The sequence below is a fragment of the Mesorhizobium sp. Root695 genome, assembly GCF_001428185.1.
Taxonomy (GTDB): Bacteria; Pseudomonadota; Alphaproteobacteria; order Rhizobiales; family Rhizobiaceae; genus Mesorhizobium.
The window spans coordinates 72,946-91,510 of the sequence record NZ_LMHO01000043.1 but is presented as its reverse complement, the minus strand read 5'-3'; the positions used below and the strand labels follow the sequence as shown (position 1 = coordinate 91,510).

Here is an 18,565-nt window from a genome sequence, read left to right as displayed (position 1 = left end):
GGCGTTGGGACAGACGGCCGCCAGGGAATTTGTGGACGTTCCGGGTGATACAACTTTCCGGAAGACGCAGGACATTCCGCCACAAAGGATAGGCCTTCCATTAGAGGCCCATGGCCGTTTTCGTTGGTACTATCCGATCTTCGGAATCGCTGCCATTTGGGCACTGTGTTCTTCGATAAAGTTCTATTCGGTTGCAGTCCAAAATTGGGAGCCCGGAAATTCACTCGACCGCATGGCATGGGTGGCTGGAGTGGTCGGATGCTTTTTTGTCAGCGTTCTCTTTGCGGGAATGCTGGTAAGGATGATACTCGACGCGGCGAGTTCGCGCCCGTTGCTAATTCTTACCAGAGAAACGTTGTGGGATAGGCGTCAGTTAGAAGAGCCGATGCCATGGAGTAACGTCCAGCACATAAGGTTTCAATCCGTCAGGGATACTGTTGTCGTTCACCTGAAACTTGCGCAACCGGTGTATGTTAGAAGTGGATTGTTTCGGATTGGTGGCGCGATGAAAAGCGGGCTCAGGTCAAGGATAATCGTATTGCTTTCAGACTTGGAGGACGAGGGAATCATTGAGAAGGTCATCATCGCCCTTGCTAAAAAAGTCGAAGGCTGAATCACGTCAATACGGGCTCGCCACGTTCCCAGTCTCGACGTAGATGGACTTCAGCTGCGAATAAAGCGCCAGCGCCGCCAGCGAATTCTCGCGCCCGATGCCGGACTGCTTCACCCCGCCGAACGGAATCTCCACCGGCGTCAGATTGTAGGCGTTGATCCAGCATGTGCCGGCCTGCAACTCGGCGATGACGCGGTGGGCGCGCGGCAGGTCGCGCGTGAAGACGCCTGCGGCAAGGCCAAATTCGGTGTCGTTGGCGCGGTCGATCACCTCGTCCTCACCGTCGAACTTCAGCACGCTCATGACGGGCCCGAAAATCTCCTCACGGGCGATGCGCATCGTGTCGGTAACGCCGGTGAACACCGTCGGCTCGACGAAGAAGCCGCCCTGAAAACCCTGCAGTGAAGGCACGTTGCCGCCGCAGGCGAGAACGGCGCCGTCCTGCTTGCCGATTTCGATATAGCCGACCACCTTGTCGTGCTGCGCCTTGGAGACCAGCGGGCCCATCTGGGTTTCGGGATCGAGCGGGTCGCCGATGCGGATTTTCTTGGTCCGCTCGACCAGGCGTTCGACGAAGCGGTCGTGAATACCGCTCTGCACGAAGACCCGCGTGCCGTTGGAACAGATCTGGCCGGTCGAATAGAAATTGCCGAGCATGGCGCCGCCAATGGCGTTCTCGATGTCGGCATCGTCGAAGATGATCAGCGGCGACTTGCCGCCGAGCTCCATCGTCGCGTGCTTCATCTTCGAGCCAGCCAGCGATAGCACCTTGCGGCCGGTCGGTACCGAACCGGTCACCGAGACCTTGGCGACGACATCGTGGCCGACGAGGCCGGCGCCGACATCGCCATAGCCCTGCACCACATTGAACAGCCCGTCGGGCAGGCCGGCCTCGCTGTAGATCTCGGCCAGCGCCAACGCCGAAAGCGGCGTGTTTTCCGAAGGCTTGAACACCATGGCATTGCCCATGGCGAGCGCAGGCGCCGATTTCCAGCCGGCGATCTGGATCGGGTAGTTCCAGGCACCGATGCCGACACAGACACCGAGCGCTTCGCGCCTTGTGTAGGCGAAGGGCCCGCCGAGATCGACCGATTCGCCATTGTAAGCGGCGACCGCACCGCCGAAATATTCGAGGCAGTCCGCCGCCGAAGGGGCGTCCGCGACCAACGTTTCCTGGATCGCCTTGCCGGTGTCGAGCGTCTCGATGCGGGCGAGGTCGGCGTTGCGGGCGCGCAATATGTCGGCGGCACGGCGCAGGATGCGCCCGCGCTCGACCGGCTTCAGCCGCGCCCAGGCGGGTTGCGCAGCGCGTGCTGCCTCGACGGCTAGTTCCAGCACGTTCGGCGTCGCCGAACGCAGCAGGGCAATGGTCTCACCGGTTGCCGGGTAGATGACCGGCAGGGGCGCGCCGCCTTCGTCCTCGATGTAGCGTCCATTGACATAGTGCGATGCCGTGGGCTGGGCGCGCATGGGAGTCTCCAAATCGTCTTGGCTTGGGCGCAACGTTCGCCGGATCATGCTCTATCTGTCCGACACCTGCCAGCGCGGATTGATCCATGGTTCCTGGTTGGAAGGCGCCAGCGGCGTGCGGCCAAGGATGTGGTCGGATGCCTTCTCGCCGGTCATGATCGATGGCGCGTTGAGATTGCCGTTGGTGACGCGCGGGAAGATCGAGGAATCCGCCACCCGCAAGCCTTCGACGCCGATGACCCGGCACTCGGGATCGACGACGCTCATCATGTCGTCGGCGCGGCCCATCTTGCAGGTACCGCAAGGATGGTAGGCGCTCTCGGCGTGGTCGCGAATGAAGACGTCGAGATCGTCGTCCGTCTGCACCTGGCTGCCCGGCGAGATTTCCTTGCCCCGATAGGGGTCGAACGCTGACTGGCCGAAGATCTCGCGCGTCAGCCGGATGCAGTGGCGAAACTCCGCCCAGTCGTCTGGATGCGACATGTAATTGAAGCGGATCACAGGCTGCGATTCCGGGTTCGGCGAGCGCAGCGTCACCGAGCCGCGCGACTTCGAGCGCATCGGTCCGACATGGGCCTGGAAGCCGTGCGACTTGGCCGCCGCCTTACCGTCATAGCGGACAGCCGCAGGGATGAAATGGTACTGGATATCGGGGTAGTCGACGCCGGCACGCGAGCGCACGAAGGCCGCCGCTTCGAAATGGTTGGTGGCGCCGAGGCCGGTCTTGAAGAACAGCCACTGCGCGCCGATGAGTGCTTTCGAGAACGGGTTCAGCACGGAATTGAGCGTGATCGGCAGTAATGATTCCTGCTGGATGTAGAGCTCCATATGATCCTGCAAATTGCGGCCGACGCCGGGCCGGTCGGCCACCACGGCAATGCCGTTTTCGCGCAAATGCTCGGCCGGGCCGATGCCGGACAGCATCAGGATCTTGGGCGAATTGATCGACGACGCCGCGACGATCACCTCACGTCGCGCCTTAACGACTTGAATCTGCTTGTGAGCTTCGATCTCGACACCGATGGCGCGTTGATTCTCGATGATCACCCGCCGCGCAAAGCCCTTGACCAGACTCACGTTTTTGCGCTTCAGCGCCGGCTTCAGATAGGCTGATGCCGCCGACCAGCGGCGGCCGCCGCTTATGGTCTGCTCCATCGGCCCAAACCCTTCCTGCTTGGAACCGTTGTAGTCGTCGGTCAGTTCGAACCCGGCCTGGCGGCCGGCCTCGACGAAGGCGCCATAGAGCGGATTGCGCCGTGAGCCGCGCTGCACATGCAGCGGACCACTTTTGCCCCGCCAGCCATCCTCGCCGCCGTCCGAGTCTTCCATGCGCTTGAAATAGGGGAGCACGTCGGCAAAGCCCCAGCCCACCGCACCGTCTTCGGCCCAATGGTCGAAGTCGCGGGCGTGGCCGCGCACATAGACCATGCCGTTGATCGAGGACGAGCCGCCGATCACCTTGCCGCGCGGTGTCGCCAGCACGCGGCCGCCGAGATGCGGCTCCGGCTCGCTGGCAAAGCCCCAGTCGTAAAGGCTCATGTTGAGCGGGATCGACAGCGCCGACGGCATCTGGATCAGCGGCCCGATATCGCTGCCGCCGAATTCGATGACGATGACCGAATGGTTGCCGTCTTCCGACAGGCGATAGGCCATGGCCGAGCCGGCCGAGCCGGAGCCGATGATGACGAAATCCGCTTCAAGCATGGTTCATATGCGCCATGAAATCGGCGAGCGAGACATTCCCGCCGGTAGCCACAACCAGGACGGTCTTGTCCTTCACATCCACCTTGTCGCCGAGCAGTGCCGCGAGCGAGGCGGCGCCCGACGGTTCGAGCACCAGCTTCATGCGCTCGAAGGCGATCCGCATGGCGCTACGCACCGACTGATCATCGACGGTGATGCCGCGGACACCTGCCGACTTCACTGCGGCAAATGGAGCATCGCCCGGGCGGCGCGACATCAGCCCGTCGCAGATCGACTTCGGCCCGATCGGCATCGTCTCGATGCTGCCGTGTGCCAGTGACGAACCCATGCCATTGAATCCCTCCGGCTCGACGCCGATGATCTCGGTGGCGGGCGACAGATAGTGGAAGGCGAGCGAAACGCCGCCGATCAGTCCGCCGCCGCCGACCGAACAGAACAAGAGGTCGGCACTGGCGTTCTTGGCGGCAAGCTGGTCGAGCGCTTCGAGGCCGGCGCCCGCCTGGCCGGCAATGATCTCCGGATCGTCGAATGGATGCAGCAGCGCCAGCCCCTCTGTCTCGGCGATCTCGCGGGCCTTGGCGGCCGCGACTTCCTCCCGCGCGCGCTCGCCATGGTCGGTCAGCACGACACGGGCGCCATAGCCCGCGGTGGCGTCGCGCTTGGCGGCCGGTGCATCGATCGGCATGACGATGGTGACGGGAATGCCGAGCGCCTGGCCGGCGGCCGCCAGCCCTTGCGCGAAATTGCCGGAGGAATAGGCGACGACGCCTTTCCTCGCCTCGTCAGCCGAAAGCTGCTTCAGCCGCCAATAAGCGCCGCGCACCTTGAACGAGCCGGCCCATTGCAGCGATTCCGGCTTGATGAAGACGCGGGCCGCCCCCGTCTCCCTGGCCAGTGCCGTCGATTCCAGCAGCGGCGTGATCTGCGTCGCCCGTGATGTCACGGCATAGGCCTGCTTGAGATGGTCGAGGGAGGGAACGAGAAGGTCCGACATCATTCGCCTCGCGGATACCGCTTGCTCTCTTCGAGATTGTCGAGGTTCATGTGATTGCGCATGTAACGCTCGGACGCTTTTTGCAGAGGCTGGAAATCCCAGGGGTAATAGGCGCCGTTGCGCAGCGCCGGATAAACGACCCAGCGGCGCGCCTGGCTTTCGCGCACTGCGGCGTCGAAGCCGGCCATGTTCCAGCGCGCGTGGACCTTGTCCATGTATGCCGCCACCAGGCCAGCATTGGCGGGGTCGTCGGCCAGATTGTTTCGCTCGAGCGGATCGGCTTCGAGATCGAACAGTTGCGGCGAATCGAGCTCGCAGTGGACGAATTTGTATCTGCCGTCGCGGATCGCCACCAAAGGCGCGTTGGACCCTTCGGCAGCATATTCCATCAGCACAGGTGCGGTGCGCTCGATGCCGTCGGCGAGCGGCAGCAGCGACTGGCCGTCCGTCCAAGGTGCGATCGCAGCGATGTCGATGCCGGCGAGGTCGCAAAGCGTCGGCGCCACGTCGAGATTGGAGACCGGCGTCTCGATCAGCCCGGCGTGAACGCCCTTGCCGGCAATCATCAGCGGCACCCGCGCCGACCCCTCGAAGAAGCTCATCTTGAACCACAGGCCGCGCTCGCCGAGCATGTCGCCGTGGTCCGAGCAGAACAGGATGATTGTGTCGTCGGCCATGCGGGTGCGCTCGAGAACATCCAGGATCTCGCCGAGCTTGTCGTCGACATAGGAGATGTTGGCGAAATAGCCGCGCCGCGAACGACGCACCTGCTCTGGCGTGATCTCGAAAGAGGGATAGTCGCTGGCGTGGTACAGCCGCCGGGAATGCGTATCCTGCTCGTCATGCGCGATGAACGCTGTTTCCGGGTCCAGCGCCTGGCAATGCTCGTAGAGATCCCAATACTGCTTGCGCGCGACATAGGGATCGTGCGGGTGCGACAGCGAGACGGTGAGGCACCAGGGCCGATGGTTCGCGTCGTCCTGTTCGCGCGAAAGCTGATAGAGCTTCTGCGTGGCGAGAAACACGACCTCGTCGTCATACTCCATCTGGTTGGTGATCTCGGCGACGCCGGCGCCGGTCACCGAGCCCAGATTGTGATACCACCAGTCGATGCGCTCGCCGGGCTTGCGGTAATCGGGCGTCCAGCCGAAATCGGCCGGGTAGATGTCGGTGGTCAGCCGCTCCTCGAAACCGTGCAGCTGATCCGGCCCGACGAAATGCATCTTGCCCGACAGGCAGGTGTAGTAGCCGGCGGCGCGCAGATGATGGGCGAAGGTCGGGATCGATGAGGCGAATTCGGCGGCATTGTCGTAGACGCCGGTGCGCGACGGCAATTGCCCGCTCATGAACGAGGCACGGCCCGGCGCGCAGAGTGGCGACGCCGTATAGTTGTTGGCAAAGCGCGCCGATCGGGCGGCCAACGCCTTCAGATGCGGTACGTGCAGAAACTCTGCCGGCCCATCCGGAAACAGGGTCCCGTTGAGCTGATCGACCATGACGATCAGGAAATTGGGTCGCTTCGTTGTCACTGTTTGCACCGCTCACCGAGTTTGGTTTCGAGATAGTCCTCGACCAGCGCGATCGCGGTCGCGGCGTCAGGCACGCCGTCCTTCAGCGCCCGCCTGATGTAGAGCCCGTCGATCATCGCCGCTGTCGCTTCGGCTGCGCGGTCGGCTTCGGCTCTGGGCAGGATGCCGGTCAGGCCGCTCATCAGGTTGGAGTGCAGGCGCCGCGCGTACACCCTGAGCAGCCGGCGTAAGGCCGACGACTTCTGCGCCTCGACATAGAAGGCGAGCCATGCGGCGATCGTTTCCGGCTGGAACTGGATGTCGGAGAAGTTGACGGCCACCACGGCCGAAACGCGTTCGCGCGGGGTGGCAGCCGATTGAAGGGCGCGTCGCATGTCGATGGTCAGCTCGGCCAGGATGTGGCGCATTGTCGCCAGCAACAGTTCGTCCTTGGCGCCGAAATAGTGATGGGCAAGCGCGGAGGACACGCCGGCGCGTCCGGCGATCTCGGACATGGTCACGTCGAGCGAACCGCGCTCGCCGATCGCCGAGATCGTCGCGTCGATGAGCGCCTTGCGGCGCAATGGCTCCATTCCGACTTTCGGCATCTCGCTGGTCCTTTGAAGCAGGATTATTTTTTATTGACGGGTCAATCAACAAAAAAATCGGCACCGGCTTTGCCTGTACCAAGCGATTGTCTGGTCCCGGCCCTTTCCGATGCGGGGATGATTGTTTATATTTGAACAATAAACGCAAAGTGCACTGTGAGCCCACGTGTTAGGCTCGCGTCAAGGATGGAGACCGCCATGACCGCATGCATCGTTGGCTGGGCGCATTCCCGGTTCGGCAAGCTTGAGGGCGAAACGCTCGAAAACCTGATCGTCAAGGTCGCAACGGACGCGCTCGACCATGCCGGCATCGGTCCCGACGAGGTTGACGAGATCGTGCTCGGCCACTTCAACGCCGGCTTTTCGGCGCAGGATTTCACCGCCAGCCTGGTGCTCCAGGCCGACGACCGGCTGCGCTTCAAGCCGGCGACGCGCGTCGAGAACGCTTGTGCCACCGGATCGGCGGCGGTCCGCCAAGGCATCCGCGCTATCGACGCCAATGCCGCCCGCATCGTGCTGGTGGTCGGCGCCGAGCAGATGACGACGACGCCCGGCCCAGAGATCGGCAAGAACCTGCTCAAGGCGTCCTATCTGCCAGAGGACGGCGACACGCCGGCGGGTTTCGCCGGCGTCTTCGGCAAGATCGCGCAGGCCTATTTCCAGCGTTATGGCGACCAGTCGGACGCGCTGGCGATGATTGCCGCCAAGAACCACAAGAACGGCGTCGACAACCCCTATGCGCAGATGCGTAAGGATTTCGGCTATGAGTTCTGCCGCCAGGAGAGCGAGAAGAACCCGTTCGTTGCCGGTCCCCTGAAGCGCACCGACTGCTCGCTGGTTTCCGACGGCGCCGCTGCCCTTATCCTCGCCGACACCGCGACGGCACTGAAGATGCGTCGTGCCGTTGCCTTCCGCGCCAACGAGCATGTGCAGGATTTCCTGCCGATGTCGAAGCGCGACATCCTGACTTTCGAAGGCTGCGAGCAGGCCTGGAACCGGGCGCTGAAATCGGCCGGCGTGACGCTCGACGATCTTTCCTTCGTCGAAACGCATGACTGCTTCACCATTGCCGAATTGATCGAATATGAGGCGATGGGCCTGGCCAAGCCGGGAGAGGGCGCCAGACTGGCGCTGGACGGCACGACGGCCAAGGATGGTCGCCTGCCGGTCAATCCCTCAGGCGGACTGAAGGCCAAGGGCCATCCGATCGGCGCCACAGGCGTGTCGATGCATGTCTTGACCGCCATGCAGCTTGTCGGCGAGGCCGGCGGCATTCAGGTGCCGGGTGCGAAACTTGGCGGCATCTTCAACATGGGCGGTGCGGCGGTCGCCAACTACGTTTCCATATTGGACCGGATCAGGTAGAAGCAGCCCGTATTTTTACGGGGTAGCCATGACAAATCCGGTTCTGATCGAAGTCTTGCGCGGCGCGATTGTCGAGAGCGCGCACCGTGGCGCGGTCGCGGTCTTCGACGCCGACGGCAAGCCCGTCTGGGAAATCGGCGATACCGCCAAGCCGGTGTTCCCCCGCTCGGCGGTCAAGGCGATCCAGGCATTGCCGCTGGTCGAAAGCGGCGCGGCGGATGCCTATGGTTTCGGCAACCGCGAACTGGCGCTTGCCTGTGCGTCCCATTCGGGCGAGCCGGCACATGTCGAACTGGCGCGATCCATGCTGGCCAAGGCCGGGCTGGACGGATCAGCGCTCGAATGCGGCACGCATTGGCCGTCCAATCATGACGCCGAGATTGCGCTCGCCCGCGCCGGCGGCTCGCCGAACGCATTGCACAACAATTGCTCCGGCAAGCATTCCGGCTTCCTCTGCACCTGTGTCCACGCCGGCATTGCGCACCGCGGCTATGTCAAGCCGGGGCACGGCCTGCAGGAGATGGTGCGCGACGCCATGCAGTCGGTGACAGGCGCCGTCCATGGCGCGGATGAGCGGGCCACTGACGGCTGCTCGATCCCGACCTATGCGGTGCCGCTCAGGAGCTTCGCGCTCGGCTTTGCCCGCATGGCCACGACAAATGGTTTTGGTGCCGAGCGAGCCAAGGCCGCGAGGCGGCTGCTGGCCGCGTGCATGGCCGAGCCTTTCTTCGTTGCCGGCACCGGCCGCGAAGACGTCGCGCTGATGGAGGCCGCGCCAGGGCGGATTTTCACGAAAGGCGGCGCCGAAGGCGTCCACTGTGCCGCAATTCCGGAACTTGGCCTCGGCATCGCGCTCAAATGCGACGACGGCGCCGGCCGCGCCGGCGAAGCCATGGTTGCCGCAGTTCTGGCCAAATTGTTGCGCGCAGACGAGGCCCTGGCAGCGAAGCTGACCGAAATGGCAAACGCGCCGATCGAAAGCCGGAACGGCGCCAAGGTCGGGGCGCTGAGGCCCACCGCGGCCTTGAATTGAAACCGGCCCTCAGCTGACGTGATTGCGCTCGACGGTCAGATGCGCATAGCCGCTATCGTTTGACGAAGCGAGGTCGCCCGTGGCCGGCTCGGCCCAACGCTGGCCGACTACCGCACCATTCAGGGCGCCGTCGATGACATTGTCGGAGATGACCGCTGTGCCGGCGCCCTCGACCACGGACACGACGATGCCGGTTCCAGCCTTGCGGATGATGTTGCCGGTGGCCACGACATTGCGCAGGTACGGACCCCAGCCGATCTGCATGCCATAGAGCGGCGCGTTCTCGATGACATTGTTGGAAACGGTGGTGTCGGCTTCGACGCCGATGCCGACGCCAAACCCCGGCGAGTCGGCGGGGTAGGGGCCGCTGGTCGACAGATTGCGCACGATGTTGCCTGAGCAGACACCCATGCGGCCGCCTTCATTGAAGTTGACGATCGAGATGCCGTTGGCGGCACCGTCGACGATGTTGTTGCTGATGATGGCGCCTTCGAACGAGAATTCGGAATAGACTGCCGTTTCGCCCGAGCGCGAGCAGGTGTTGCCCGATATCTGCAGGTTGCTGGCGCTGTTGGCCCGGATCGCCGAGAAGGCGCAATCCGACACGATATTGCCCGAAATGACGACATTGCCGGCCCGAAAGGCGTTGATGCCATTGCCGTTCTGCCCCGTTCCGCCGCTGCGCGCCCCGATGCGTTCGACGCGATTGCCGGTGACCATGGTGCCGTCTTCCGCCGCCTGCCAGCGGTGCACGAGGATGCCGCCATTGGCGCAGTCGGAGACGGTGTTGCCCGTGATCGCCAGCCCGCCGGCCTCGACCGAATAGATGCCGGCATCGGCAGCTCCCGATATCTCCGAGCGCTCGACCCGGCCCATCGCGTGTTCCAGCGCCAGTCCGTTCTTGCCGCTGCCGGTTATCTGGCAATTGTCGACGACGAGGTGCGCGACCCGGCGCAGATCGAGCAGCCCTTGCGCATAATCGCCCATCGAGCGGTTTGCACCGTCGAAGACCAGCCCGCTGAGTTCGATATGGTCGACCTGCTCGGCCATGAACAGGTGACCGTCGCCGCCATAGACGATCCGCGTTGCGCCCTGCACTCCGGAAAGACGCATGCGGCCGGGCAGCGAGAGGTTGGACACCACATAGGTGCCCGGTGGCAGGAACACCGGCATGTCGCGGTCGTTGGCGTCGCGCAGCAGTTTGGCGAAGGCCTTGCTCTGATCGTCGAAGCTGCCGGGCTGCACGCCGAGTTCGGTGGCATTGATCGAGCCGCGCATCGAGGCTTTCTCGATGCCGGTCAGGCTCGCGGCCGCCGCCTTGCCGAGCGCAAGGCCCATGACGGCGAAACCGGCGGTTCCGGTCAGCAGCGTTCGTCTGTTCAACATCGGCACAGGTCCTGGCGTTCGGCCTCGGTATCGCAGGAATCGTGCCAGACGCTCGGCCTCCTCTCGAGACCAGAGACAATGGCTTGTCGAGCAGACTTTCCGCGCCTAAGCTTAGGGAATGAGCAGAGCTTTTACCCGCGAGGAAGACAGCGAAAACGCCATTGCCGGGGTCGGTGAGCGGCCGGTCAGCCAGTATCGCAATCTGGTTACGGAGCACGGTCTGGCGCAGATCGAGGAGAATCTGGCCGATCTGCGCGACATGTTGGCGAAGGCCGAACGGAAAGCAGACCGCGAGCGCATCGCGGTTGTGTCGCGTGACCTGCGCTATTGGACCGCCCGGCGTGAAAGTGCCGAGCTCTCTTTGCCGGAGCCGGGCAGCGACCTGGTGCGCTTCGGCATGGGCGTCACGCTGGAGGGCGATGACGGCAGGAAGGTGCACTGGAAAATCGTCGGCGAGGACGAGGCCGATCCGACCAAGGGTAGCATTTCGCATGTTTCGCCGATGGCCGTGGCCCTGTTCGGCAAGAAGGTCGGCGACGTGGCCAGCGTCAACGGCAAGGAATGGGAAATCGTCAAGCTCTCCGAGAGCTAATCCTCAAGCTTGACGACATGGTCGCGGAAGAAAGCCGCGGCTCCAGTTTCATCGATCTCGCCGGCGGCGACCATCAAGACCAGTTGAATGACGTCCTGCTGGTCGGCCTCGACGCTTAATCCGTTGAAATAAAGAAACAGATCGGCCGCGGCAAAGGCAGTACGCTTGTTGCCGTCAACGAACGGGTGGTTCTTGGCGATGCCGAACAGGTATGCCGCCGCCAGTTCGCACAGATCCGGATCGCCATAAATCTCTCGCTGCTTTGGACGAGAGAGCGCCGACTCCAGCATGCCTTCATCGCGTATGCCTGCCGCCCCTCCGTGCAGGCGCAACTGCTCGGCGTGAAGCGACTCCACGAATTCCCGCGAATGATGCTCGGTCATTTCGCGAGCGCGCGGTAGGCAACCTCGTACTTTTTCATCCGCTCACGCGCGATCTTCATCTTGCGCTCGAATTCCTCGGCGCTGTCTTCGGTGCGACGCAAGCGAAGCTCTTCGCCTTCCTGAACGATGACGATGCTGTCGCCTGCCTTCATGTTCAAACGGTCGAGCAACTCCTTCGGCAGGATCACGCCCTCGGAATTGCCGATCTTGCGTATGGTCGTGTTCATGATGGATATCCTGTTGCAACGCCGATTATAACTCGACAGGAGTGCTGTTGCAACGGATATTATAACAAGCCTATCGGGCCGCCAGCAGGCGGTCCAGCAAACGATCCGCTGCCTCCGGAATGACGGTGCCCGGCGGGAAGATTTCGGCAGCACCTGCTAGCAGCACCGCGTCGTAGTCCTGCGGTGGAATGACGCCACCGGCGACGATCAGCATATCGCCTCGGCCGAGCTTCTTCAGCGCATCGCGCAGTTCGGGGATCAGCGTTAGATGCCCTGCCGCCAGAGACGAGGCGCCGACGATATGGACATCCTGTGCGACGGCGAGCCTGGCGATCTCATCGGGGGTCTGGAACATCGCGCCGACGGTGACATCGAAGCCGAGATCGGCGAAGGCCGTGGCGATGACCTTCTGGCCACGGTCGTGGCCGTCTTGTCCCATCTTGGCAACGAGAATGCGCGGCCTGCCGCCGGATTTCTTTTCGAAAGCTTCAAGCTTGTCCTTCAGGCCGTCTACCACGGGATTATCGCCAAGGGCCTTGCGATAGACGCCGGAAATGGTCTGCACCGTGGCGACGTGGCGGCCAAAGACTTTCTCAAGCGCAAACGAGATTTCACCGACCGTGGCATTGGCGCGCGCGGCGCGGATGGCGAACTCCAGCAGGTTTTCATTGCCTTGCGCGGCGCGGGTAAGCGCGTCGAGTGCGCTCTCGACCGCGCCGACGTCGCGTGTGCCCTTCAGCCGTTGCAGCTTCGACAATTGCCGGGCCCTGACCTCGGCATTGTCGATCTTCAGCACGTCGACCTCGATGTCGGTCCCGGGACGATGCGCGTTGACGCCGACCAGCATCTGCTCGCCGGAATCGATCCGCGCCTGCGTCCGCGCGGCGGCTTCCTCGATGCGCAGCTTGGGAATGCCCTGCTCGGTCGCGGCGGCCATGCCGCCGAGCGCCTCGACCTCCTCGATATGGGCAAGCGCGCGCGCCGCCAAGTCATGCGTCAGCCGTTCGAGATAGGCCGAACCGCCCCATGGGTCGATGACGCGCGTGGTGCCGGATTCCATTTGCAGGATGAGCTGGGTGTTGCGGGCGATGCGCGCCGAATGATCGGTCGGCAGCGCCATCGCCTCGTCGAAGGAATTGGTGTGCAGCGACTGCGTGTGGCCCTGCGTTGCCGCCATCGCCTCTATCATGGTGCGGACGATGTTGTTGTAGGGGTCCTGCGCCGTCAGCGACCAGCCCGAGGTCTGGCAATGGGTGCGCAGCGACAGCGAGCGCTCGTCCTTCGGCGAAAAATTCTTCTCCATCAACGTCGCCCACAGCAGCCGCGCGGCCCGCAGCTTGGCGACTTCCATGAAGAAGTTCATGCCGATGGCCCAGAAGAAGGACAGGCGCGGCGCGAAGCGGTCGATGTCGAGGCCCGCCGCAACGCCGGCGCGAGCATATTCGATGCCGTCGGCGATCGTATAGGCGAGTTCCAGGTCGGCCGTCGCACCGGCCTCCTGCATATGATAGCCGGAGATCGATATCGAATTGAACTTCGGCATGTTCTTCGACGTGTAGGAGAAGATGTCCGACACGATCCGCATCGAGGGTTTCGGCGGATAAATGTAGGTGTTGCGGACCATGAACTCCTTCAGAATGTCGTTCTGAATGGTGCCGGCAAGATCCTTCTGCGCAACGCCCTGTTCTTCCGCCGCGACGATGTAGAGCGCCATGATCGGCAGCACCGCGCCGTTCATCGTCATCGACACCGTCATGTCGCCGAGCGGAATGCCGTCGAAGAGCTGGCGCATATCGAGAATAGAATCGATGGCGACGCCCGCCATGCCGACATCGCCGGCGACGCGCGGATGGTCGCTGTCATAGCCGCGATGCGTGGCAAGATCGAAGGCGACCGACAGCCCTTTCTGGCCGGCGGCAAGATTGCGCCGGTAGAAGGCGTTGGATTCCTCGGCCGTCGAGAAGCCGGCATATTGCCGGATCGTCCAGGGCTGCTGGACATACATGGTCGGGTAGGGACCGCGCACGAAGGGCGGCAGGCCCGGGTAGGTGTCGAGATACGGCAACCCCTTGAGGTCGCTTTGATTGTACAGATGCTTGGCGACGAGCCCTTCTGGCGTCGTCCGCTGGCCCTTGACTTCGACGGGTGCGTGGCGTGGCGGGACCCAGCCGATCTGGCTGAAATCAGGGATCAAGAGGTGGCTCCGATCGATTGGTCGATGCGGGCCGGAGGCAGCGGCTCGCAGACGGCAACGCCTTCGGTGAAGGCCGGCCGCCGTTCAGCCGCCAGCGTCTCGACCGGACGTTCGTCTTTCAGCGGGTAAAGCGTGGTGCCGATAATGGTCCGCTCGCCTGCCCGGTAGGCTGCATTGCGCTGCGCTGCCGCGGCGTGAACGCGCTTCTGGATGTGTCCGTCCTGAAGGCTGGACAGGACGCCGCCCTCGGCCTCGATTGTCTGCAGTTCCGCCCAGGCTATCTCACAGAGTTCAGCGGTCAGCGCTTCGACCGCGCCGGAACCATAGGCGGGATCGGCGACATGATCGATATGGCTTTCATTGGCCATGATCAGCTGCGCGTTGCGGGCAACGCGACGGGCAAATCCCGCCGGCAAGCCATGCGCGATCGTGTGCGGCAGGATGGAGATCGAATCGGCGCCGCCACACGCCGCGGCAAAGCAGGCAATCGTGGTGCGCAGGATGTTGGTCTCCGGGTCCATCGCCGTCATCATGCGAAACGACGTCTCGGCATGGATGTTGGCGGTGGATGTCGGGATCGAACAAGACTCCTGCACCCGTGCCCAGAGCCTGCGCAGGGCTCTCACCTTGGCCATTGACAGCAACTGGTCCTGGTCGACGCTGAGCGCAAATCCGATATGGGGCGCGGCATAGACAAGTGGCTGCCGTGCCGTCTCGAACATTCTGAGATAGGAGACCGCCGAAGCCAGCATGATGCCAAGCTCCTGCGCCTCTGTCGCACCGGCGTTGTGGAACACACGCCCGTCCGCCTCCAGCAGCACGCCCGGAACGCCCATCGAGAAGAAATGCGCCAGCGACTGCGGCATGGAGGCCTGCAGCGCCTCGATCGACATGCGCAACCGGCCGGTTCCGGCGAAGATGGCCGCCGGATCGATGCCGAAGGAGAGGTTGAGCTTTGCCGGGTCCGACCGGCGTTTGCTCAGGAACGCGACCAGCCAGTCAGCCACGGCGCGGCTCCAGGGATGGGCGTCGATCCGAACCTGGATGCGGTTGAGCGGGACGCCGTCCAGCACCGTCTCCAGCGCTTCCGCCGTTCTCGGCAGGCCGTAGCCGAACGCGTTCGGCGCCCCTTCGAAGACCAGTGACAATCCCGTGGCACCCTGTGCCACATCGTCCAGAGCCTGGGTTCTGGCGCGCTCGATGTCCGGATCGTCGACGCGCTGGCTGACGATCCAGGGCGATTTAGGGTTGGCGCGCACGATCGGCTCCGCCGCGGTGCTGCGGTCGTAGAGCGGTTCGATGCGGATGTTGTCGTCGCTATGCGAGACCAGCTTTTCCTCGAAGGAGGCGCCGGCCAGCGCCTTTTCCGCCAACGCCAGCCATCGCGGGCGCTCGGCGTTCTCGGGTTCAACATCCCTGGTCAAGGCTCCGGCGCCCATCCGTCCTCCTCGTTTTATGCGGCCGCACCAGCCGGGAGCGGTTCAGTCTACGGTCACCGGTCCGATATCGCAATGCAATGCTCTTTCAGAGACCGAATTCGATCCACCAGATATAGGGAAGCCTGAGTGGACGAACCATGAACGATTGCCAAACACCGGCAAAATCCGCAAGCTCCCAAAAACCGATTTTGAGGATTGGCATTGTCGCTCTGCGATGGCCTCACTATACCTGCGGCAAGGCCATTGGCTTTTAAACACATCAGTTTGCGGAGACCGGACATATGGCTGACGACACCAGTATTTTCATCGGCGCCAGCCGCAAGCTCGACGACAGCTATCAGCGTGCCGAGCAACTGTTGCTGCAATACGGGAATCGTCACGGTCTGGTGACCGGCGCCACCGGTACCGGCAAGACCGTCACCTTGCAGATATTGGCGGAAGGATTTTCCAATGCCGGCGTGCCGGTGTTCTGCGCCGACATCAAGGGCGATCTGTCCGGCATCGCCATGATGGGCACGGCACAGGATTTCCTGGTCAAGCGGGCCGAGCAGATCAAGCTCGACCCTTATGACTTCCAGGAATTTCCGGTCATCTTCTGGGATCTGTTCGGCGAGCAGGGTCACCCGATCCGTGCCACCGTTTCCGAAATGGGGCCATTGCTTTTGTCGCGGCTGATGAACCTGACCGAGGCGCAGGAAGGCATCATGAACATCGCCTTCCGCCTGGCTGACGAGGAAGGCCTGCTGCTGCTCGACATGAAGGATCTGCAGGCGCTGCTGGCCAACATCGCCGAGCGCGCCGACGAGATCGGCTCGCGCTACGGAAATGTGACGAAGCCGTCGGTCGGGGCGATCCAGCGCACGCTGCTGGTCCTGGAGCAGCAGGGCGCGGCAAACTTCTTCGGTGAGCCGGCACTGCGCATCGCCGACATCATGCGCACCACCCGCGATGGACGGGGCGCCATCAGCGTGCTTGCCGCCGACAAGCTGATGATGAACCCGCGGCTATACGCGACCTTCCTGCTGTGGCTGATGTCGGAACTGTTCGAGGTGCTGCCGGAAGTCGGCGATCCCGACAAGCCGAAGCTGGTGTTCTTTTTCGACGAGGCGCATCTTCTGTTCGACGAAGCACCCAAAGTGCTGATCGATCGCGTCGAACAAGTCGTCCGCCTGATCCGCTCGAAAGGCGTCGGCGTCTATTTCGTCACGCAGAACCCATTGGATATCCCCGAAAAAGTTCTGGCCCAGCTCGGCAACCGCGTCCAGCACGCGCTGCGCGCCTATACGCCGCGTGAGCAGCAGGCGGTGCGGACGGCGGCCGAGACGTTCCGGCCAAATCCGGACTTCGACTGCATGACCGCCATCACCCAGCTCGGCACCGGTGAGGCGCTGGTCTCGACGCTCGAAACCAAGGGTGTTCCGTCCATGGTGCAGCGAACATTGATCCGTCCGCCATCCTCGCGCCTCGGGCCGATCACGCCCGCCGAACGGCAAAAGCTGATCCAGGAAAGCCCGGTCACCGGCCAGTACGACCAGCTCATCGATCGCGAATCGGCTTTCGAGATGCTGCAGAAAAAGGCCAAGGACGCGCAGGATGCAGAAGAGCAGGCGCAGCAGGACGGCAGCGGCGGCTCGCGCTGGACCATTCCAGGCTTCGGCAATGACGATCCTGCGCCACAATCCGGTGGCAGGCGCGCCCCAGCGCCGCGCCCGTCCAATCGCCAGACCGTGGCCGAGGCGGCGATCAAGTCGGTGGTGCGCTCGGTCGGCTCGTCGGTTGGCCGGGCGATCGTGCGCGGGATCCTGGGCAGTCTTTCCAGGGGGCGGTGAGCCTCGGATGCCGCGGCTTGAGGCCGTGCCGCGGTCGGGAGGACATCAGAACAGCTGGTTGCGGATAGAGATTTTGGCCGGTTCGGATCGGGACCCGAACCGGCCTTTTCGTCGTCAGGTCGCTTCGAGCACCATGTTGAGGGGGGTCTGGGCGGCCCGCCGGACACGAGAGAAACCACCTGAGCGGATCACCTCGGTCAGCCGGTTCTCTCCCGCTTGCGCGCCAAGCGCGAGGCCCGTCTCCTGTGCCAGCGATGTGGGAACGCAGATCATCGTCGAGGCCGAGTAGTAGAGCCGTCCGACCGGATTGATATTTTCCTCCAGCGTGTCTCCTGCCATGGGCTCGACGACCATCCAGGTGCCGCCGTCTTTCAGCGAATTGCGAATATGCACCGCCGCGGTCTTCGGATCGCCCATATCGTGCAAGCAGTCGAAGCAAGTGACCAGATCGAAGTCGTGTCCTGGAAAGTCCTGCGCCCGGCCGACCTCGAAATCCAGGTTCGTCAGCCCGTACGACCGGGCGTGCGCGGTCGCGGCGGCAATCGAGGCCGGATGGAAGTCGTAACCTATGAATCGGGAGTGGGGGAACGCCTGCGCCATCAGGATCGTCGACAGCCCGTGCCCACACCCAACGTCGGCCACCGACGCACCCGCCTTCAACTTGTCGACAACCCCGTCAAGCGCCGGCAGCCATTCCTTCACCAGGGCATTGACATAACCCGGCCGGAACAGGCGTGACACCGCGCAGAACAGACAACCTGCCTGGTCGCCCCAGGCAACGCCGCGTCCGGTCTTGAAAGCCGATTGCACCTTTGGCTGGTTCTCGACCATGGCGGCCGCGGTATCGAACCCGCCGATCAGATGGACCGGGCTGTCAGGCTCCGCAAATATGAATGACTGCTCGGGCGTCAGCGAGAACCGCCCATGTTCAAAATGCACGTAGCCGGACGCCGCCTGTGCCGCCAGCCATTCGCGAACGTAGCGGCGCGCGCATCCCGTGGCATCGGCAAGTTCGTCGGCCTTCGCCGCCCCGATCTCCTTGAGCGTCTTGTACAGACCCAGCGCATCTCCGATTCGAACCAACGGTACACTGACTGCCCCGCCAAGGTCGCCCAGGACGCGGCCTACCAATTCATTGAGCGTGGTTTCATTGAGTTGCGTCATGTCGGGTTCCTCCTGATCTTCGGACGACGCCTTTGCGGTCCGTCAATCCAAGGATG

The 18,565-nt window shown here is 63.3% G+C and carries 16 protein-coding genes; 5 read left to right on the top strand and 11 right to left on the bottom strand.

The annotated features are described in order from the left end of the window. Positions 1 to 4: 4 nt before the first annotated feature. Complete coding sequence (locus tag ASD99_RS33700; RefSeq protein WP_056580770.1) at positions 5 to 613, top strand: hypothetical protein; 609 nt, start codon at positions 5 to 7, stop codon at positions 611 to 613. 6 nt (positions 614 to 619) lie between these two features. Here ASD99_RS33700 and betB read toward each other — a convergent pair whose 3' ends face one another. Genes betB through betI form a run of 5 tightly spaced genes read right to left on the bottom strand, consistent with a single transcriptional unit; the run spans position 620 to position 6,897 of the window. Beyond that, positions 620 to 2,083 (bottom strand): betaine-aldehyde dehydrogenase, encoded by a 1,464-nt coding sequence (betB, locus tag ASD99_RS27110; protein ID WP_057145448.1) that lies wholly within the window; start codon positions 2,081 to 2,083, stop codon positions 620 to 622. Positions 2,084 to 2,134: 51 nt separating this feature from the next. Continuing rightward, positions 2,135 to 3,787 (bottom strand): choline dehydrogenase, encoded by a 1,653-nt coding sequence (betA, locus tag ASD99_RS27105; protein WP_057145447.1) that lies wholly within the window; start codon positions 3,785 to 3,787, stop codon positions 2,135 to 2,137. After that, entirely contained in the window at positions 3,780 to 4,781 is a 1,002-nt protein-coding gene (locus ASD99_RS27100; RefSeq protein ID WP_082525176.1) for a threonine/serine dehydratase, read from the bottom strand. Before ASD99_RS27100 ends, betA begins: the two co-directional genes overlap by 8 nt. After that, the gene (gene betC, locus ASD99_RS27095; protein WP_057145446.1) at positions 4,781 to 6,310 is read right to left on the bottom strand and encodes a choline-sulfatase; all 1,530 of its coding nucleotides are present in this window, start codon (positions 6,308 to 6,310) and stop codon (positions 4,781 to 4,783) included. The genes ASD99_RS27100 and betC overlap by 1 nt, the downstream gene beginning before the upstream one ends. Then, positions 6,307 to 6,897 (bottom strand): choline-responsive transcriptional repressor BetI, encoded by a 591-nt coding sequence (gene betI, locus ASD99_RS27090; protein ID WP_056580755.1) that lies wholly within the window; start codon positions 6,895 to 6,897, stop codon positions 6,307 to 6,309. Before betI ends, betC begins: the two co-directional genes overlap by 4 nt. A gap of 198 nt (positions 6,898 to 7,095) precedes the next feature. On the opposite strand from betI, the gene ASD99_RS27085 reads away from it, so the two are divergent. Continuing rightward, complete coding sequence (locus ASD99_RS27085; protein WP_056580753.1) at positions 7,096 to 8,262, top strand: acetyl-CoA acetyltransferase; 1,167 nt, start codon at positions 7,096 to 7,098, stop codon at positions 8,260 to 8,262. A gap of 28 nt (positions 8,263 to 8,290) precedes the next feature. After that, complete coding sequence (locus ASD99_RS27080; protein ID WP_056580749.1) at positions 8,291 to 9,295, top strand: asparaginase; 1,005 nt, start codon at positions 8,291 to 8,293, stop codon at positions 9,293 to 9,295. 9 nt (positions 9,296 to 9,304) lie between these two features. Here the strand turns inward: ASD99_RS27080 and ASD99_RS27075 are convergent, their stop codons facing one another. Continuing rightward, entirely contained in the window at positions 9,305 to 10,681 is a 1,377-nt protein-coding gene (locus ASD99_RS27075) for a TIGR03808 family TAT-translocated repetitive protein (protein WP_057145543.1), read from the bottom strand. 118 nt (positions 10,682 to 10,799) lie between these two features. Between ASD99_RS27075 and greA the strand changes: the two genes are divergently transcribed. After that, positions 10,800 to 11,273, top strand: a complete 474-nt coding sequence (gene greA, locus ASD99_RS27070) for a transcription elongation factor GreA (protein WP_056580741.1) — start codon at positions 10,800 to 10,802, stop codon at positions 11,271 to 11,273. On the opposite strand, the gene ASD99_RS27065 is transcribed toward greA, so the two are convergent. The 4 genes from ASD99_RS27065 to ASD99_RS27050 all read right to left on the bottom strand — a co-directional run bounded on the left by ASD99_RS27065 (position 11,270) and on the right by ASD99_RS27050 (position 15,516). Then, positions 11,270 to 11,656 (bottom strand): type II toxin-antitoxin system death-on-curing family toxin, encoded by a 387-nt coding sequence (locus tag ASD99_RS27065; protein ID WP_056580737.1) that lies wholly within the window; start codon positions 11,654 to 11,656, stop codon positions 11,270 to 11,272. The two genes, greA and ASD99_RS27065, sit on opposite strands and share 4 nt — an antisense overlap. Further along, positions 11,653 to 11,883, bottom strand: coding sequence for an AbrB/MazE/SpoVT family DNA-binding domain-containing protein (locus ASD99_RS27060; protein ID WP_023760503.1), 231 nt, complete (start codon positions 11,881 to 11,883; stop codon positions 11,653 to 11,655). Before ASD99_RS27060 ends, ASD99_RS27065 begins: the two co-directional genes overlap by 4 nt. Before the next feature lie 70 nt (positions 11,884 to 11,953). Further along, entirely contained in the window at positions 11,954 to 14,077 is a 2,124-nt protein-coding gene (scpA, locus tag ASD99_RS27055) for a methylmalonyl-CoA mutase (protein ID WP_057145445.1), read from the bottom strand. Continuing rightward, complete coding sequence (locus tag ASD99_RS27050) at positions 14,074 to 15,516, bottom strand: methylmalonyl-CoA mutase subunit beta (RefSeq protein ID WP_056580726.1); 1,443 nt, start codon at positions 15,514 to 15,516, stop codon at positions 14,074 to 14,076. Before ASD99_RS27050 ends, scpA begins: the two co-directional genes overlap by 4 nt. Positions 15,517 to 15,797: 281 nt before the next feature. Between ASD99_RS27050 and ASD99_RS27045 the strand changes: the two genes are divergently transcribed. After that, positions 15,798 to 17,345 carry a helicase HerA-like C-terminal domain-containing protein gene (locus ASD99_RS27045; RefSeq protein WP_057145444.1) on the top strand — a complete coding sequence of 516 codons (1,548 nt, stop codon included), beginning with the start codon at positions 15,798 to 15,800 and terminating at the stop codon, positions 17,343 to 17,345. 114 nt (positions 17,346 to 17,459) lie between these two features. Here the strand turns inward: ASD99_RS27045 and ASD99_RS27040 are convergent, their stop codons facing one another. After that, positions 17,460 to 18,509, bottom strand: a complete 1,050-nt coding sequence (locus ASD99_RS27040; RefSeq protein ID WP_057145443.1) for a class I SAM-dependent methyltransferase — start codon at positions 18,507 to 18,509, stop codon at positions 17,460 to 17,462. Positions 18,510 to 18,565 lie beyond the last annotated feature (56 nt).

Bases quoted from the DNA above. Each gene is read 5' to 3' on its own strand.
- betB (WP_057145448.1), bottom strand. From the start codon at position 2,083: ATGCGCGCCCAGCCCACGGCATCGCACTATGTCAATGGACGCTACATC.
- betA (WP_057145447.1), bottom strand. From the start codon at position 3,787: ATGCTTGAAGCGGATTTCGTCATCATCGGCTCCGGCTCGGCCGGCTCG.
- ASD99_RS27100 (WP_082525176.1), bottom strand. From the start codon at position 4,781: ATGTCGGACCTTCTCGTTCCCTCCCTCGACCATCTCAAGCAGGCCTAT.
- betI (WP_056580755.1), bottom strand. From the start codon at position 6,897: ATGCCGAAAGTCGGAATGGAGCCATTGCGCCGCAAGGCGCTCATCGAC.
- ASD99_RS27085 (WP_056580753.1), top strand. From the start codon at position 7,096: ATGACCGCATGCATCGTTGGCTGGGCGCATTCCCGGTTCGGCAAGCTT.
- ASD99_RS27080 (WP_056580749.1), top strand. From the start codon at position 8,291: ATGACAAATCCGGTTCTGATCGAAGTCTTGCGCGGCGCGATTGTCGAG.
- ASD99_RS27075 (WP_057145543.1), bottom strand. From the start codon at position 10,681: ATGTTGAACAGACGAACGCTGCTGACCGGAACCGCCGGTTTCGCCGTC.
- greA (WP_056580741.1), top strand. From the start codon at position 10,800: ATGAGCAGAGCTTTTACCCGCGAGGAAGACAGCGAAAACGCCATTGCC.
- ASD99_RS27065 (WP_056580737.1), bottom strand. From the start codon at position 11,656: ATGACCGAGCATCATTCGCGGGAATTCGTGGAGTCGCTTCACGCCGAG.
- ASD99_RS27060 (WP_023760503.1), bottom strand. From the start codon at position 11,883: ATGAACACGACCATACGCAAGATCGGCAATTCCGAGGGCGTGATCCTG.
- ASD99_RS27050 (WP_056580726.1), bottom strand. From the start codon at position 15,516: ATGGGCGCCGGAGCCTTGACCAGGGATGTTGAACCCGAGAACGCCGAG.
- ASD99_RS27045 (WP_057145444.1), top strand. From the start codon at position 15,798: ATGGCTGACGACACCAGTATTTTCATCGGCGCCAGCCGCAAGCTCGAC.
- ASD99_RS27040 (WP_057145443.1), bottom strand. From the start codon at position 18,509: ATGACGCAACTCAATGAAACCACGCTCAATGAATTGGTAGGCCGCGTC.